This window comes from Streptomyces sp. CC0208 (assembly GCF_003443735.1).
Lineage (GTDB): Bacteria > Actinomycetota > Actinomycetes > Streptomycetales > Streptomycetaceae > Streptomyces > Streptomyces sviceus.
Map to the genome: position 1 here is coordinate 641,962 of NZ_CP031969.1, position 14,825 is coordinate 656,786.

The following is a 14,825-nucleotide window of genomic DNA, read 5'->3' on the forward strand; positions in this document are numbered from 1 at the left end:
CCCGCACCCGGGAACGCTCGCCGTGCGGGACGCTCCGTAAGGGTGGAGATTTGATCCCTGGGGGCCCGGCACGCGACAGCGGCCCGCGCTCCTTCCGCGCCGCGCCCGTGCGAGGAGGTGGTCGGCGTGTCCGACGGGCATACGTCCGCGGCACCGGCGAGCGCCCGCACCCGGGTGGGACGGCCGCTGCTCTCCCTCGCCCTGGCGTCGATGATGGACGAGGTGCACGCCCACTCCGGAGCCGTGTACCTCAAGGCCGCCGACGAACCCGTACTGGAGATGGCGGTGATGGCGGGCCTGCCGCGGGCGTTCGCGGCGCCCTGGGAGCGGGTGGGACTGAGCGCTCCGATCCCGGTTGCGGAGGCGGTGCGGGAGCGGCGGCTCGTGTGGGTGGGCGGCGAGCAGGAGATGGCGCGCCGCTATCCGCGGATCGCCGTGGTGCTGCCCTACCCCTTCGCGCTGGCCGCGGTGCCGGTGGCGACCTCGTCCAAGGTGTACGGCGCGGTCTTCGTGACCTGGCCCGGTTCGCACCCCCCGGAGCTGACCGACCGGGAGAGGGACCATCTGACGGCCGCCTGCGGGCGGCTCGCGGTGCGGCTGGAACGTGCGGTGGAGGACAGCGTGTCGCCGCACGCCGAACCCGATCTGCTGGCCTCGGCCCAGGTCGGCGGCGCGGCCGGGACGCTGGGCACCGTCGAGGCGGCGCGGATGGTGGCGCGGCTGCCGTACGGGCTGTGCTCGCTCGATCTGCACGGGCGGATCTCCTTCGCCAATGCCGCTGCGGCCGAGCTGATCGGCGTCCCGGCCTCCCAGTTGCTGGGCTCCCAGCTGTGGGCGGCGGCACCCTGGCTCAACGACCCGGTGTACGAGGACCGTTACCGGGCCGCGCTGCTCAGCCAGCACAGCACGTCGTTCGTGGCGCTGCGGCCGCCCGGGGACTGGCTGTCGTTCCGGCTGTACCCGAGCACCACCGGGCTGAGCGTCCGGGTCAGCCGGGCGCGGGCGGTGGCGGAGATGAGCCGGGCAGGTCCGCAGCCCGGGGACGCGCCGTCCCGGCTGGTCACGATCTCGCAGGTGCTGAGCCTGGCCGGGGCGCTGACCCAGGCGGTGGGCGTGCAGGACGTGGTGCAGCTGGTGGCGGACGAGGTCGTCCCGGCGGTGGGGAGCCAGGCGGTGGTGATGCTCGGTTCGCGGGCCGGACGGCTGCACGTCCTCGGGCACCGCGGGTATCCGGACGCGCAGGTCGTGGAGCGGTTCGACGGGCTGCCGCTGACCGAACCGACGCCGGGCACCCATGCGCTGAACACCGGGGTGCCGGCGTTCTTCGACTCCAGGGAAGAGCTGGAGCGCCTGTATCCGCTGCGGCACGCCACCCCCGACGGGTTCGCGGCCTGGGCCTATCTGCCGCTGATCGCCTCCGGTCGCCCGGTGGGCACCTGTGTGCTGGCCTACGCCGAGCGGCATCCCTTCCCCACGGACGAGCGGGCGGTGCTCACGAGTCTGGGCGGACTGATCGCGCAGGCCCTGGAGCGGGCCGTCCTGTACGACGTGAAGCACCAGTTGGCGCACGGTCTCCAGGCGGCCCTCCTGCCGCACACCCTGCCGTCGCTGCCCGGCATCGACGCGGCGGCCCGCTATCTGCCGGCCACTCAGGGCATGGACATCGGCGGCGACTTCTACGACCTGGTGCCGGTCGCCGGGCTGGCGGCCGCCGTGATCGGGGACGTGCAGGGCCACAACGTGACGGCGGCCGGGCTGATGGGGCAGATCCGGACGGCGGTACGGGCGTACACGACCGTCGGCCAGAGTCCGGAGGAGGTCATGCGCTCCACCAACCGGCTGCTGATCGACCTCGGTGCGGAGCTGTTCGCCAGCTGCCTTTATCTGCGGCTCGATCCGGAGCGGGGCCGGGCGGTCATGGCCCGGGCGGGGCATCCGCCGCCGCTGCTGCGGCGGCCGGACGGCCGGGTGCGGGTGCTGGACCTGGCCGGAGGCCCGCTGCTGGGCATCGACGGCTCGGCCGTCTACCCGACGACGGAGGTGGAGCTCGCGCCCGGTTCCGTCCTCGTCCTCTACACCGACGGCCTGATCGAGTCTCCCGGCGTCGACATCGAGGACGCGCTCGCCGAGCTGGGACGGCAGCTCGCCGAGGCCGGTGACCGTCCGCTCGACGAACTGGCCGACGAACTCGTCCGCCGCAGCGCTGCCGCGCGGGAGCGGATCGACGACGTGGCGCTGCTGTTGCTGCGGGCGGTCGGCTGACCCCGCCCGTCCCCCGCACACCGCCCGGCCTGCCGTTGAACGCGCCGGTCCGGCCCTCCCGCCGGAGGGCCGGACCGTTGCACCTCCCGGGCCGGAACCGCAGGGTGGCCGGGAGGTGGTCTCAAGGCATGCGTCGGCAGCGGAGGGTGTGGGGGGGCCGCTGCCGACGCGGCCGGCTCAAGGTGTGGTGCCGGACCGGAGCGGTCAGTTGTGCGACTGGCCCGCGGCGTCGCCCGTGGCATCGCCGGCGCCGTTGCCGGTCTCCTGGCCGTTACCGGCCTCCTCGCCGTTGCCGGTCTCCTGGCCGTTGCCGGCCTCCTCGCCGTTGCCGGTCTCCTGGCCGTTGCCGGCCTCCTCGCCGTTGCCGGCCTCCTCGCCGCCGATCACGTCACCGCCGGCCTGTTCGCCGCCGACTTCCTGACCCGCGCCGGCCTCGTCACCGGGGCTCGCACTGGCGTCGGCACCCGCTCCGGCCTCCTCGCCGCCGGCCTGGTCGCCCGCGCCGCCTGCCGCGTCACCCGCGCCGCCTGCCGCGTCACCCGCGCCGAGCGTGGCGCCGACCGCCTGGAGGGCGGTGGTGACGGGCTGGAAGAAGGTCTCGCCGCCGACCGTGCAGTCGCCGCTGCCGCCGGAGGTCAGGCCGATCGCCGAGCCGTCCTGCGTGAACAGCGAGCCGCCGCTGTCGCCGGGCTCGGCGCAGACATCGGTCTGGATGAGGCCGGTGACGGTGCCCTCGGGGTAGTTCACGGTGGCGTCGAGTCCGAGGACCTGGCCGTCGGCGAGGCCCGTGGTGGAACCCATCCGGAAGACCTGGAGGCCGACCTCGGCGTCCGCCGCCTGGCTGATCGCGACGGTCTGGCCGCCGCCGACGTTGACCTCGCTGGGCGCCTGGGTCGCCGGGTCGTCGTACTTGACCAGGGCGAAGTCGCCGTCGCCGGGGAAGGTGGCCTGGTCGACGGTGGCGATCGGCTGGCCGTCCTGGGTGTCCGACCACTGCTTGGCCGCGACCCCGCAGTGACCGGCGGTCAGGAAGGCGGGGCTGCCGTCGCCCGCGGTGACGTTGAAGCCGAGCGAGCAGCGGGCGCCGCCGCCGAAGATGGCGTCACCGCCGGACACGAAGGTCTTGAAGGTGCCGGCCGACTTCTTCACGGTCGCCATGTCGGAGCCGAGGCTCTTCACGGTCGACTCAAGGGTGTTCCACTTGTCGCCGGTGACCGTGCTGTCGGCGGTCACCAGGATCTTGTTGGTGCGCGGGTCGACCGCCCAGGCGGTGCCCGGGATGGTGGCCTCTTCTTTCAGGGTCTTCGCGCCGGCCGCCAGTTCGGGGAGGCTGTTGTCGACCTGGCGGACCTTCGCGCCGGCCTTCTTCGCCTGCACGACGACGTTGCTGTCACCGGATATGACGTTCACGACGAGCTGCTTGCTGTCGGAGTCGTAGTAGGACCCGGCGAAGGCGTCACCCAGCAACTTCTCAAGCTGCGAGGCGAGGTCCGAGGCGTCCGTCGCCTTCAGAGTCTTCGGCGCGATGGCCGTCGCGTTGTTCGACGAGCCGTCCTGGGACGCGTTGGCGTTGGGCAGCAGAATCGCGGCGGCGCCGAGCGCCACCACGGTGCCTGCCGCGAATGCGGCCTTGCGCTTCGGAATTCGCTTGTGACTCAAACTTCTCGACCTCCTGGGGGACCGGAGTCTGTAACCGCCGTACGGCAGTCGGTTGTTCGGGGCGCCTGGATGGCCATGGGTACGCACGGTGTGCGCGGGGCGTTCAATGCCGTTTCTTTACGCGCCGATTGCCACACCGATTCGGCCACGGGCCGTGCCGGGCCGGCGGCGGGCGGGAACAATCCCCCATATGACGATGACGCCCGCCGAAGCCGACAAGATCCTCGCCGACAACTTCGCCCCTTGGGTCCTCGACCTCGGCCTGACGGTCGAGACACTCGGCGACGACCATGCGGTCCTGCGTCTGCCCTGGTCACAGCAGTTGGCGCGGGAGGGAGGCGCGTTGTCCGGCCAGGCTCTGATGGCCGCCGCCGACACCGCCACCGTGATCGCCGTCTCGACGGTCCGGGGCGCCTACGGACCGATGACGACGGTGCAGCAGTCCACGAGCTTCCAGCGGGCGGTGACCGGTTCGGATGTCCTGATCAAGGCGGTCGTCACCAAACTGGGCCGTCGCATGGCGTTCGCCGACATCACGATGACCGACTCCACGTCGGGTGACCTCGCGGCCCGCGCGAGCACGGTCTACGCACTTCTGGGCTGACACGCTCAGCGATCGATCGACAGCGGTCCGTCGTGAACACCGCCCCGAATCCTCTCTCCTGCGAATCTGCACATCGAATGCGCAACCAAGTCACCGCGAGTGGGAGTTCTGCACAAGCGCGGACCACCGCCCATGCCATTGGTGAGGTGTGTCGCATTCGCCACGACGACAGCAAGGGCCGCTTCACAACGCCGTAACGCCACATGTGAAGAAGTCGGCACCAAGGCGTGCGCAAGCCTGCACGGATGAAGGCTTCTGTGACTCAAGTGCCCTGGTGAGACGGCTGGTTAATTGGAAGGGCGGAGCCGCAGCGTGCTTTGATCCATCGCACCGCAGGGCCGTTGGGTTTCCCGGAAACGGGATCCGGCGCCATGCGATTGCGGCCGTCATCTGTCCCCAGAGGGGGCCGCTCCCCCCTTGTGAAATACCCATACGAAGGGAAGTTCCATCATGAACTCCACCCCCCAGGTTGAGACCGTCGAGATCTCGGACGCCGACCTCGACAACGTCTCCGGCGGCCTGCAGCTGAACGCCCTCGGCACCGTCACCGGCCTGGTGGACGGCGTCGCCCCGGTTTCCGGCCTGGTCAACACGGCCGTCGGCACCGTTGAGGGTGTGACCGGCCTGAACACCGCCCCGGTCACCGGCCTGGTCGCCGGTCTCTGATCACATTCTTCGTGATCTGATCACTTTCTTGTGGTCGACCCGTCCCGGAGCCGCAAACCGGCGGTTCCGGGACTCTTGGGTGTCGTAGTCCGGCCGGCTTTCGCGAGCCGGTCCTTTGTCATTGGCAGCATGCGTAGCAATTCGCACGCTTTCGCAGGTGAGGGAAGACCGTGCAGTTCCGCCAACAGGCCCTCGCCAAGCTCCAGTCACCGGAGGAACTCGACCTTCCGGTGCGCTTCGCCCGCCCGCAGGGCTGGCTGGTGATGTCCGTGACGGTGGTCGTGATGGCCGCCGCGTCCGTGTGGGCGGTGACCGGCTCGGTGGCCTCCACGGTGAGCGCGCCCGCCATCCTCACCCACGGGCAGGGCAGTTACATCCTGCAGAGCCCGGTGGCGGGCCAGGTCACGCAGGTGATCGCCAAGGAGGGGCAGCAACTGCCCGCCGACTCCCCGGTGCTGAAGGTCCGTACGTCCAAAGGCGACACCGTCGTCCGCACGGTCGCGGCCGGCCGGGTCACCGCACTGGCTGCCACCATCGGGCAGATCATCTCGACCGGAGCGAACGTCGCCGCGGTGGAGAAGGTGGCCCACGCCTCCGATCCGCTGTACGCCACGGTGTACGTACCCGCCGAGAACGCGGCCTCCATACCGGACGACGCGGCCGTGGACCTGACCGTCTCCTCGGTGCCCACCCAGGAGTACGGGGTGCTGCGCGGCCATGTGAAGTCGGTGGACCGCTCGGCCCAGTCGGCGCAGCAGATCGCCGCCTTCCTCGGGGACAGCCAGCTCGGCGAGCAGTTCACCAAGGACGGCCGGCCGGTCGCCGTACTCGTGAAGCTCGACAAGTCCAAGGGCACGAAGAGCGGTTACCAGTGGTCCTCCGCGGACGGGCCCCCCTTCGCCCTCACCTCCATGACCGTGGCCTCGGGTTCGATCCGGCTGGCCGATCAGCGCCCCGTCGATTGGCTGCTGCCGTGAGCACCGCACAGGACACCCGCAGCAGGCGCCGCTCCGCCCCGCCCAAGCGACCGGTCCCCACGGGGAAGGCGAAGACGGTCCGCACGCCCACCGTCCTCCAGATGGAGGCCGTGGAATGCGGCGCCGCGTCCCTCGCGATGGTCCTCGGCCACTACGGCAAGCACGTCCCGCTGGAGGAGCTGCGCATCGCCTGCGGTGTCTCCCGCGACGGCTCCCGCGCCAGCAACCTCCTCAAGGCGGCCCGCAGTTACGGCCTGACGGCCAAGGGCATGCAGATGGACACGGCCGCGCTCGCCGAGGTGAAGACCCCGGCCGTGCTGTTCTGGGAGTTCAACCACTACGTCGTGTACGACGGCATGGGGCGCCGCTTCGGCCGCCGCGGGGTCTACATCAACGACCCCGGCAAGGGCCGCCGTTTCGTCCCGATGGAGGACTTCGACGGCAGCTTCACCGGTGTCGTCCTGGTGATGGAACCCGGCGAGGGCTTCACCCGGGGCGGCCGCAAGCCGGGTGTCCTCGGCGCGATGCCGGCCCGGCTGCGCGGCACCGCGGGCACCATGCCGGCTGCGGTCCTGGCGAGCCTGCTGCTGGTTCTGGTCGGCGCGGCCACTCCCGCGCTGAGCCGCACCTACATCGACATGTTCCTGATCGGCGGGCAGACCTCGCTGCTCGGCGTGCTGTTCACGTCGATGGGGGCCTGCGTGGCCCTCACCCTCGCCCTGACCTGGCTCCAGCAGGCGAACCTGCTGCACGGCCGCATCATCTCCTCGACCCTCTCCAGCGCCCGCTTCCTGCGCCACCTGCTGCGCCTGCCGGTGACGTTCTTCTCCCAGCGCAGCCCGGCCGACCTGGTCCAGCGCCTGCAGTCCAACGACCAGGTCGCCGAGACCCTGGCGCGTGACCTCGCGGCGGCGGGCGTCGACGCCGTGGTCGTCGTCCTCTACGCGATCCTGCTCTACACCTATGACCCTCAGCTCACCTACGTCGGCATCGGTGTGGCCCTGCTGAACGTGGTGGCCATGCGGGTCGTCATCCGGCTGCGTTCCACCCGTACCGCGAAGCTGCGTGCCGACAGCGCCCGGCTCACCAACACGGCTTACACCGGTCTCCAGTTGATCGAGACGATGAAGGCGACCGGCGGCGAGGACGGCTACTTCCGCAAGTGGGCCGGCCAGCACGCCACCACGCTGGAGGAGCAGCAGCGGCTCGGGGTGCCGAGTGCCTGGCTGGGCGTGGTCGCGCCGATGCTGGCCACCTTCAACAGCGCGCTCATCCTGTGGATCGGCGGCATGCGGGCCATCGAGGGCGGCATCTCCGTCGGCCTGCTGGTCGCCTTCCAGGCACTGGTCACCCGCTTCACCGCGCCGATCACCCGCCTCAACGGCGTGGCAGGCCGCATCCAGGACTTCGCGGCCGACGTGGCCCGCCTGAAGGACGTCGAGAACTTCAAGGCCGACCCGCTCTACGGCCGTCCCGGCGCCGGCGACTCCACGCGCAGGCTGCACGGCCATGTCGAGCTGCAGAACATCACCTTCGGCTACAACCCGCTCGACAAGCCGCTGCTCACAGGCTTCGACCTGACCGTCGGTCCCGGGCAGCAGGTGGCACTGGTCGGCGGCTCCGGCAGCGGCAAGTCGACCGTCTCCCGGCTGATCTCGGGGCTGTACGCGCCCTGGGAGGGCGTGATCCGCATCGACGGACAGCGCCTGGACGACATCCCGCGCGGCGCGCTCGCCTCCTCGGTGTCCTTCGTCGACCAGGACGTCTTCCTCTTCGAGGGCTCGGTCCGCGACAACGTGGCGCTGTGGGACCCGTCGATCCCGGACGACGCCGTGGTGGACGCGCTGCGGGACGCGGCCCTGTACGACGTGGTCATGCGGCGGCCCGGCGGCATCCACAGCAAGGTCGAGCAGGACGGCCGCAACTTCTCCGGAGGGCAGCGGCAACGTCTGGAGATCGCGCGGGCGTTGGTGCGCCGGCCCAGCATCCTGGTCCTCGACGAGGTGACCAGCGCGCTGGACGCGGAGACCGAGCAGGTCGTCATGGACAACCTGCGCAAGCGCGGCTGCGCGTGTGTGGTGATCGCGCACCGGCTCAGCACCGTGCGCGACAGCGACGAGATCGTCGTACTGCAGCACGGCACGATCGTGGAACGCGGGCGGCACGAGGAACTGGTGGCGCGCGGCGGCGCGTACGCGGCGCTGGTCAAGGAACGGTGAGATGACTACCGCACACGAAGGGGACGTCGTCCTCGGCGCCCTCGGGCAGATGGGCACACGCATCGACTGCGCCGGATTCAGCCGCATCGACCTCGAGGGCCCGCAGGTGCTGTGGCTGGTCGTGTCGGGCGCGGTGGACCTGTTCGCGGTGGACGCCGAGCAGCAGGGCCACTGGCACCACCTGGGCCGCCTGGAACCGGGCGCGCTGCTGCTCGGACCGGTGGCGGGCCCGCAGCACACCTTGGTCGCCCGGCCGCTGCGGGACTGCGTGGTGCACCGCATCGGCCTGCGCGAGCTCTACGAGCCGGCGCACACCCAGACGTGGTCGTACGACGAGTACGGCAACCCCCAGTACGTGCCGCCGACGACCAGCCCACTGGAGTACGCCCTCGCGCTCGGTGTGGGCCGGAGCCTGTCGATCCTCTTCCAGGCGCCGATGGCCGACGAGCGGGCCGCCGCCCCGACCGACGACGACGTCTTCTGGATGCAGGTGCCACCGGGCAGCGTCCAGTACGGCTCGCTCTACGGCGCCGAGGCCGCCGCCGACCTGCTGATGGACCCGGCGGTCTGGCAGTCCATGGTCGACCAGCAGTACCGGCTGCTGACCACGCTGGACCGCTGGATCGAGCAGTTGGAGCGCACCCACGAGACCCGGACGGCCGCCGGTATCAAGGCCGGTGAGGCGGTGCGCGCCCAGGCCGACCGGACCCTGCTGGCGTCCATCGGCAGGTCGAAGCAGCGCGCGACGACGGCCGACGCGGACGCGAGTTACGCGGCCTGCAAGCTGGTCGCCGACGCGGCGGGGATCCCGCTCGCCGAGAACGCGCAGAGCGGCACCGAGAGCGACCGCCTCGACCCGGTCGAGCGGATCGCCCTCGCCTCCCGCGTCCGCATCAGGTCGGTGCGCCTGGAGGGCAGTTGGTGGCGCGACAACATCGGCCCGCTGGTGGGGCATCGAGCGCTGTCGGGCGCGCCGGTCGCGCTGCTGTGGCGGCGCGGCGGCTATGTGGCCGTGCATCCGGCGACGGGGCGCGAGACACCGATAGAGAAGGACAACGCGGAGGAGTTCGAACCGCGCGCGGTGATGTTCTACCGCCCGCTGCCCGACCGGAAGTTGAGCCCTCTCGGGCTGGTGCGGTTCAGCATGCGCGGCACCGGTGGCGATGTGACGAACCTGCTGCTCAGCGGTCTGGTCACGGTGGCGATCGGCGCGCTGGTGCCCATCGCGACCGGCAAGGTGCTCGGTGAGTTCGTGCCCAGGGCACAGACCGCTCTGATCGTGCAGGTGTGTCTGGCCGTGATGGTCAGCGGTGTGGTGACGGCGGCCTTCATGCTGCTGCAGAACCTCACGATGCTGCGCCTGGAGGGCCGTATCGAGGCGACCCTGCAACCCGCGGTGTGGGACCGGCTGCTGCGGCTGCCGACGAAGTTCTTCACCGAGCGCTCGACCGGTGAACTCGCCAGCCAGGCCATGGGGATCAGCGCGATCCGCAGGATGATGGCGGGCATCGGCCCGACGGTCGCCCAGTCGGTGACCGTCGGCGCGATGAACCTGGGTCTGCTGTTCTGGTACAGCGTGCCGATGGCGATGGCGGCGATCGGCATGCTCGTCGTCATCGCCGCCGGCTTCCTCGGCCTCGGACTGTGGCAGGTGCGCTGGCAGCGGCGGCTGGTTGTGCTCAGCAACAAACTGAACAACCAGGCGTTCCAGACGCTGCGCGGTCTGCCCAAGCTGAGGGTGGCGGCGGCGGAGAACTACGCGTACGCGGCCTGGGCCTCGGAGTTCGCCCGCAGCCGCGAGCTCCAGCAGAAGGTGGGCCGGATCAAGAACCTCACCTCGGTGATGGGCTCGGTCTACCTCCCGCTGTGCACCCTGCTGATGTTCATGCTGCTCGCGGGTCCGGCGCGCGGCTCGATGTCGGCGGCGGAGTTCCTCACGTTCAACACCTCGGTGACGATGCTGCTGACCGCGGTCACCCAGCTCACCGGCGCCTTCGTCTCGGCGGTGGCCGCGCTCCCCCTGTTCGAGGAGATCAAGCCGGTCCTGGAGGCGCAGCCGGAGGTGCGCACGGCGAGTACCCGGCCGGGACTTCTCACCGGGGCGATGGAGGCCCGCAGGCTCTCCTTCCGCTACTCCGACGACGGTCCCCTGATCCTCGACGACGTGTCCTTCGAGATCCGGCCGGGCGAGTTCGTGGCGATCGTCGGCCCGAGCGGCTGCGGCAAGTCGACCCTGCTCAGGCTGCTGATCGGCTTCGACCGGCCGGTCTCCGGGAGTGTCCTGTACGACGGCCAGGACCTGGCCGCTCTCGACCAGTCGGCGGTGCGCCGGCAGTGCGGTGTCGTCCTCCAGCACGCGCAGCCGTTCACCGGCTCCATCCTGGACGTCATCTGCGGCACCGAGCCCTACACGCCCGAGGAGGCGATGGCGGCGGCCGCGATGGCGGGGCTCGCGGAGGACATCCAGCGGATGCCGATGGGGCTGCACACCATCGTCTCGGGCAGCGGGGCGATCTCCGGCGGCCAGCGGCAGCGGCTGATGATCGCCCAGGCGTTGATCCGGCGGCCGCGGATCCTCTTCTTCGACGAGGCGACCAGTGCCCTGGACAACGACACCCAGCGCACGGTCATCGAGTCCACCAAGGCCCTCAACGCCACCCGGATCGTCATCGCCCACCGGCTGTCCACGGTGCTGGACGCCGACCGCGTGATCGTGATGGAGAACGGCAAGGTCGCCCAGCAGGGGCCGCCCGCCCAGCTCCTCGCGGACACCGGCGGGCGGCTGCACGAGCTGGTGCGGCGGCAGTTGGCGTGAGGGGTCAGTCCATGCCGGGAACCGGCGCCCCCGAGGGCACCCCCGCGTCGACGTACGCCTGGTAGAACTCCTTCCACTGGGGCCCGTCCGGGCGCTCGCCGCGGGCCCGTGCGTCGAGGCCGGTCAGGCACACCTCCCACCCGGCGCCGTTGCGGGCGGCCGTGTCAGCGGCGCTCAGGACGTTGGTGAGCGTGAAGCGCGTCCGCTTCTCGTCCAGCGGCTCCAGGTCGAAGTGCAGCTCGTCGCCGCCCCATGCGAAGGACAGCTGCCGGGGTTCGTCGACGGCGAGGACCCGGCCCGTGGAGTCGTCCATGTGGGGGTCGCCGCTGAATTCGACGGTGCCGCCGGGGCGCAGCTCGATGTCGGCGCGGGACGGGAACCAGTGGGCGAGTTCGTCGGCGTCGGTCACGAGCTGCCAGACGCGCGCGACGGGGTGGTCGTAGGTGCGGCCGAAGCGGACGGCGGGGCGTCCGTCGTCCAGGGTCAGGTAGGTGCCGGTGAGGTCTGCGGCCATGGTGGATCAGTCCTTCGGGGCGGGTTCCTCGGGGGTGTCCGGCGCCGTCTCGTCGAGGCGGTCGTCGAGCGCGTCCCGTGCTCCAGAGCTTGCGGTAGGGACAGCCAGGCGTCCAGCTCGGCGATGGGGCCCGCCCACCCCTAGCGAAACGTTGCCGTTTCGTTCGACGTGGTCTAGTCTCGACGCGTACGAAACGGTTTCGTTTAGGAACCGGATGTGTCCGGCCGACTTCCCTGGAGTTGTTCCCATGTCCCAGAAGACTCTGACCGAGAGCGGGCCGGAGGGTGCCGTCGCGGCACCGGCCGACGCCTCGGCCAAGCGGTGGTGGATTCTCGCCGTCATCGCGCTCGCCCAGCTGATGGTGGTCCTCGACGCCACCATCGTGAACATCGCCCTCCCCTCGGCCCAGGCCGACCTCGGCTTCTCTGACGGCAACCGGCAGTGGATCGTCACGGCCTACGCGCTGGCGTTCGCCTCACTGCTGCTGCTCGGCGGCCGGATCGCCGACCTCTTCGGCCGCAAGACGGCCTTCCTGGTCGGAGTCGTCGGCTTCGCGGCCGTCTCCGCGCTCGGTGGTGCCGCCACCAACTTCGAGATGCTGGTCACCGCCCGTGCCCTCCAGGGCGCCTTCGGCGCGCTTCTCGCACCGGCCGCGCTCTCTCTGCTGAACACGACGTTCACCGACGCCCGCGAGCGGGCCAGGGCGTTCAGTGTGTACGGCGCCATAGCCGGCGCCGGTGGCGCGGTGGGCCTGCTGCTCGGCGGCGTCCTGACCGACGCGCTCGACTGGCGCTGGACGCTGTACGTCAACGTCGTCATCGCCGTCCTCGCCTTCGCGGGCGGCTGGATACTGCTGCACAACCACCGTGACGCCGCGAACTCCAAGCTGGACGTGCCCGGCACCCTGCTGGTCGCCGCCGGTCTCTTCTCTCTGGTGTACGGCTTCTCCAACGCCGAGACGCACGACTGGAGCTCTCCCGAGACCTGGGGCTTCCTGATCGCGGGCGGTCTGCTGCTGGCCGCCTTCGCCTGGTGGCAGACGCGCGCCGCGCACCCGCTGCTGCCGCTGCGCATCCTGCTGGACCGCAACCGGGCAGCCTCCTTCCTGGCCGTGCTGGTCTCCGGCGGCGGCATGTTCGGGGTCTTCCTCTTCCTCACCTACTACCTCCAGCTGAACCTCGCCTTCAGCCCGACCAAGACGGGTGCGGCGTTCCTGCCGATGGTCGCCGCGCTGATGGTCGCGGCCCAGGTCAGCACCACGATGCTGGTCCCGCGGATCGGGCCCAAGGTGGTCATCCCACTGGGCTTCGCGGTCGCCGCGGTCGGCATGGCCTGGCTGACCGGCATCGGCGTCGGCTCCAGCTACCTGTCCGCCGTACTGCCCCAGCTGATCGTGATCGGCTTCGGCCTCGGAATGGTCATGCCGCCCGCCATGCAGCTGGCCACCGGCGGGGTCGCCGCTGAGGACGCGGGAGTTGCCTCCGCCACCGTCAACGCCATGCAGCAGGTGGGCGGTTCGATCGGCACCGCGCTGCTGAACACGCTGGCCGCGAGCGCCGCCGCCGACTACCTGGCCGGCAAGGACCCGACGAACAAGCTGGTCCAGGCCCACGCGACGATCGAGAGCTACACCACCGCCTTCTGGTGGTCGGCGGGCCTCTTCGCCGCCGGTGCGCTGATCGCCCTCCTGCTCTTCCGGCGCGGGGTGCCGGAGCAGGACGCGGACGCCGCACCCGTCGTCCACATGTAGCAGTCGCCGCAGGAGCCGCCGGTACCGGAGGGCCGCCGTCCGCAGGGAGACGGCGGCCCTCCTCGCTGTCCACGGCCACCGCTGTCTGCAGCGCGCTCCCACGTGCTGTCGACATGCGGTGGCTGAGAGTGACACCCTGTCAGATCGCCTGACGTTGGAAGGGGTTCTGCGTGGGTACCCACATGGCCATGCGGATAAGCGTGGTGGATGTGGGTTCGAACACGGTGCGACTGGTGGTGGCGGACGCCGAGGACGGGGTGCCCTTGCCAGTGCACACGGCGAAGTGGCGGCTGAGACTCGCCGATCATGTGCGGCCGGGCGGCCCGGTCCCCGAGGAGGCCGTGGAACGGTTGGTGGAGGCGGTGGAAGCGGCGAGCCGGACCGCCGCCAGGTGGGGCGCGGCAGGGCCGCTGGCCTTCGCGACCGCGGTGGTGCGCTCCGCGCCGAACCGCCAGGAGGTGCTGCGCACCGTCCGCACCCGGACCGGCATCGGGTTGTACACCCTGCCGGGCGAGGTGGAGGCGGAGCTCACGTTTCTCGGGGCCCGGCGCTGGATGGGCTGGCGCGCGGGGCCGCTCGCACTGTTCGACATCGGCGGCGGATCGCTCGAAGTGGCCTTCGGACGCGGCCGGTTGCCTGACTACGTCGCCTCGCTGCCGCTGGGCGCGGGCCGGCTGACCCACGAGTTCTTCGAGGGGCAGGACCCGCCGCCCCCGGAGGCGATCCGGGCACTGCGGCGCAAGGTCCGCCACCAGCTGCGGGACGTGGCGTCACGGATCCGCTGGGAGGGACCGCGCACCGCGGTGGCCACCTCACGCACCTTCGAGCAGCTGGGGCGGCTGTGCGGGACCCCGCCCGGGCGGCGCGGACCGTTCGTGGAACGCCGGATGCACCGCGCCGACCTGCGGGACGCCGCCGAGCGCCTGGCCGCCCTCCCGGCCGCGCGGCGGGCGGAACTGCCCGGCATCTCCGCCCCGCGCGCCGCACAGAGCCTGGCCGGTGCCGTGGTGGGGCACACGGCGATGAAACTCACCGGGATCAGGACCGTCACCATCTGCCCCTGGGCGATCCGCGAGGGGATTCTGCTGCGGCATATCGAGGACGGCCCCTCCTGGTGGGCCGAGATCGCCCGCCGCAACGAGGAGAGCGCCGCTCCCCCCGAGCCGGTGCCCCTGCGCATCGCGGCCGCCACCACCTGAACGAGGAGCGGGCGCGGGGGGGGCGAGGCCGGGGACGCGACCACGCCCCCATCAGCGCGACCAGGGGGAATTCTCCGGAGAGTGACTTCTGCCCGGTCCAGGGCGGACGGGGAGTGACCCCGGACCGCTCCCGGGCGGACGGAGAGTGACCCCGGACCGC

At 71.2% G+C, this 14,825-nt stretch carries 10 protein-coding genes; 8 read left to right on the top strand and 2 right to left on the bottom strand.

The features are described from left to right. The first annotated feature begins 117 nt into the window (after positions 1–117). Positions 118–2,262, top strand: coding sequence for a SpoIIE family protein phosphatase (locus tag D1369_RS02975; protein ID WP_118082235.1), 2,145 nt, complete (start codon positions 118–120; stop codon positions 2,260–2,262). Between the two features lie 204 nt (positions 2,263–2,466). On the opposite strand, the gene D1369_RS02980 is transcribed toward D1369_RS02975, so the two are convergent. After that, a complete protein-coding gene (locus D1369_RS02980; RefSeq protein WP_118082236.1) occupies positions 2,467–3,921 on the bottom strand; it encodes a S1 family peptidase in 1,455 nt (484 codons plus the stop codon). Positions 3,922–4,111: 190 nt separating this feature from the next. Here D1369_RS02980 and D1369_RS02985 point away from each other — a divergent pair, with 190 nt between their 5' ends. The 5 genes from D1369_RS02985 to D1369_RS03005 all read left to right on the top strand — a co-directional run bounded on the left by D1369_RS02985 (position 4,112) and on the right by D1369_RS03005 (position 11,202). Then, the gene (locus D1369_RS02985; RefSeq protein WP_037902331.1) at positions 4,112–4,525 is read left to right on the top strand and encodes a PaaI family thioesterase; all 414 of its coding nucleotides are present in this window, start codon (positions 4,112–4,114) and stop codon (positions 4,523–4,525) included. A gap of 450 nt (positions 4,526–4,975) precedes the next feature. Further along, complete coding sequence (locus D1369_RS02990) at positions 4,976–5,191, top strand: hypothetical protein (RefSeq protein ID WP_007386623.1); 216 nt, start codon at positions 4,976–4,978, stop codon at positions 5,189–5,191. A gap of 170 nt (positions 5,192–5,361) precedes the next feature. Then, positions 5,362–6,168: an HlyD family efflux transporter periplasmic adaptor subunit gene (locus tag D1369_RS02995; protein ID WP_007386622.1), complete on the top strand. Its 807-nt coding sequence runs from the start codon at positions 5,362–5,364 to the stop codon at positions 6,166–6,168. Further along, entirely contained in the window at positions 6,165–8,387 is a 2,223-nt protein-coding gene (locus D1369_RS03000; RefSeq protein ID WP_007386621.1) for an NHLP family bacteriocin export ABC transporter peptidase/permease/ATPase subunit, read from the top strand. Before D1369_RS02995 ends, D1369_RS03000 begins: the two co-directional genes overlap by 4 nt. Before the next feature lies 1 nt (position 8,388). After that, the gene (locus D1369_RS03005; protein ID WP_007386620.1) at positions 8,389–11,202 is read left to right on the top strand and encodes an NHLP bacteriocin export ABC transporter permease/ATPase subunit; all 2,814 of its coding nucleotides are present in this window, start codon (positions 8,389–8,391) and stop codon (positions 11,200–11,202) included. A gap of 4 nt (positions 11,203–11,206) precedes the next feature. On the opposite strand, the gene D1369_RS03010 is transcribed toward D1369_RS03005, so the two are convergent. Further along, positions 11,207–11,716 carry an SRPBCC family protein gene (locus D1369_RS03010; protein ID WP_007386619.1) on the bottom strand — a complete coding sequence of 170 codons (510 nt, stop codon included), beginning with the start codon at positions 11,714–11,716 and terminating at the stop codon, positions 11,207–11,209. Positions 11,717–11,963: 247 nt separating this feature from the next. Here D1369_RS03010 and D1369_RS03015 point away from each other — a divergent pair, with 247 nt between their 5' ends. Both D1369_RS03015 and D1369_RS03020 read left to right on the top strand, forming a co-directional pair. Further along, the gene (locus D1369_RS03015; protein ID WP_007386618.1) at positions 11,964–13,466 is read left to right on the top strand and encodes an MFS transporter; all 1,503 of its coding nucleotides are present in this window, start codon (positions 11,964–11,966) and stop codon (positions 13,464–13,466) included. Positions 13,467–13,654: 188 nt separating this feature from the next. After that, the gene (locus D1369_RS03020) at positions 13,655–14,665 is read left to right on the top strand and encodes a Ppx/GppA family phosphatase (RefSeq protein WP_118083110.1); all 1,011 of its coding nucleotides are present in this window, start codon (positions 13,655–13,657) and stop codon (positions 14,663–14,665) included. Positions 14,666–14,825 lie beyond the last annotated feature (160 nt).

Coding starts and splice junctions, on each gene's coding strand:
- D1369_RS02985 (WP_037902331.1), top strand. CDS start 4,112: ATGACGATGACGCCCGCCGAAGCCGACAAGATCCTCGCCGACAACTTC.
- D1369_RS02990 (WP_007386623.1), top strand. CDS start 4,976: ATGAACTCCACCCCCCAGGTTGAGACCGTCGAGATCTCGGACGCCGAC.
- D1369_RS03005 (WP_007386620.1), top strand. CDS start 8,389: ATGACTACCGCACACGAAGGGGACGTCGTCCTCGGCGCCCTCGGGCAG.
- D1369_RS03010 (WP_007386619.1), bottom strand. CDS start 11,716: ATGGCCGCAGACCTCACCGGCACCTACCTGACCCTGGACGACGGACGC.
- D1369_RS03015 (WP_007386618.1), top strand. CDS start 11,964: ATGTCCCAGAAGACTCTGACCGAGAGCGGGCCGGAGGGTGCCGTCGCG.
- D1369_RS03020 (WP_118083110.1), top strand. CDS start 13,655: ATGCGGATAAGCGTGGTGGATGTGGGTTCGAACACGGTGCGACTGGTG.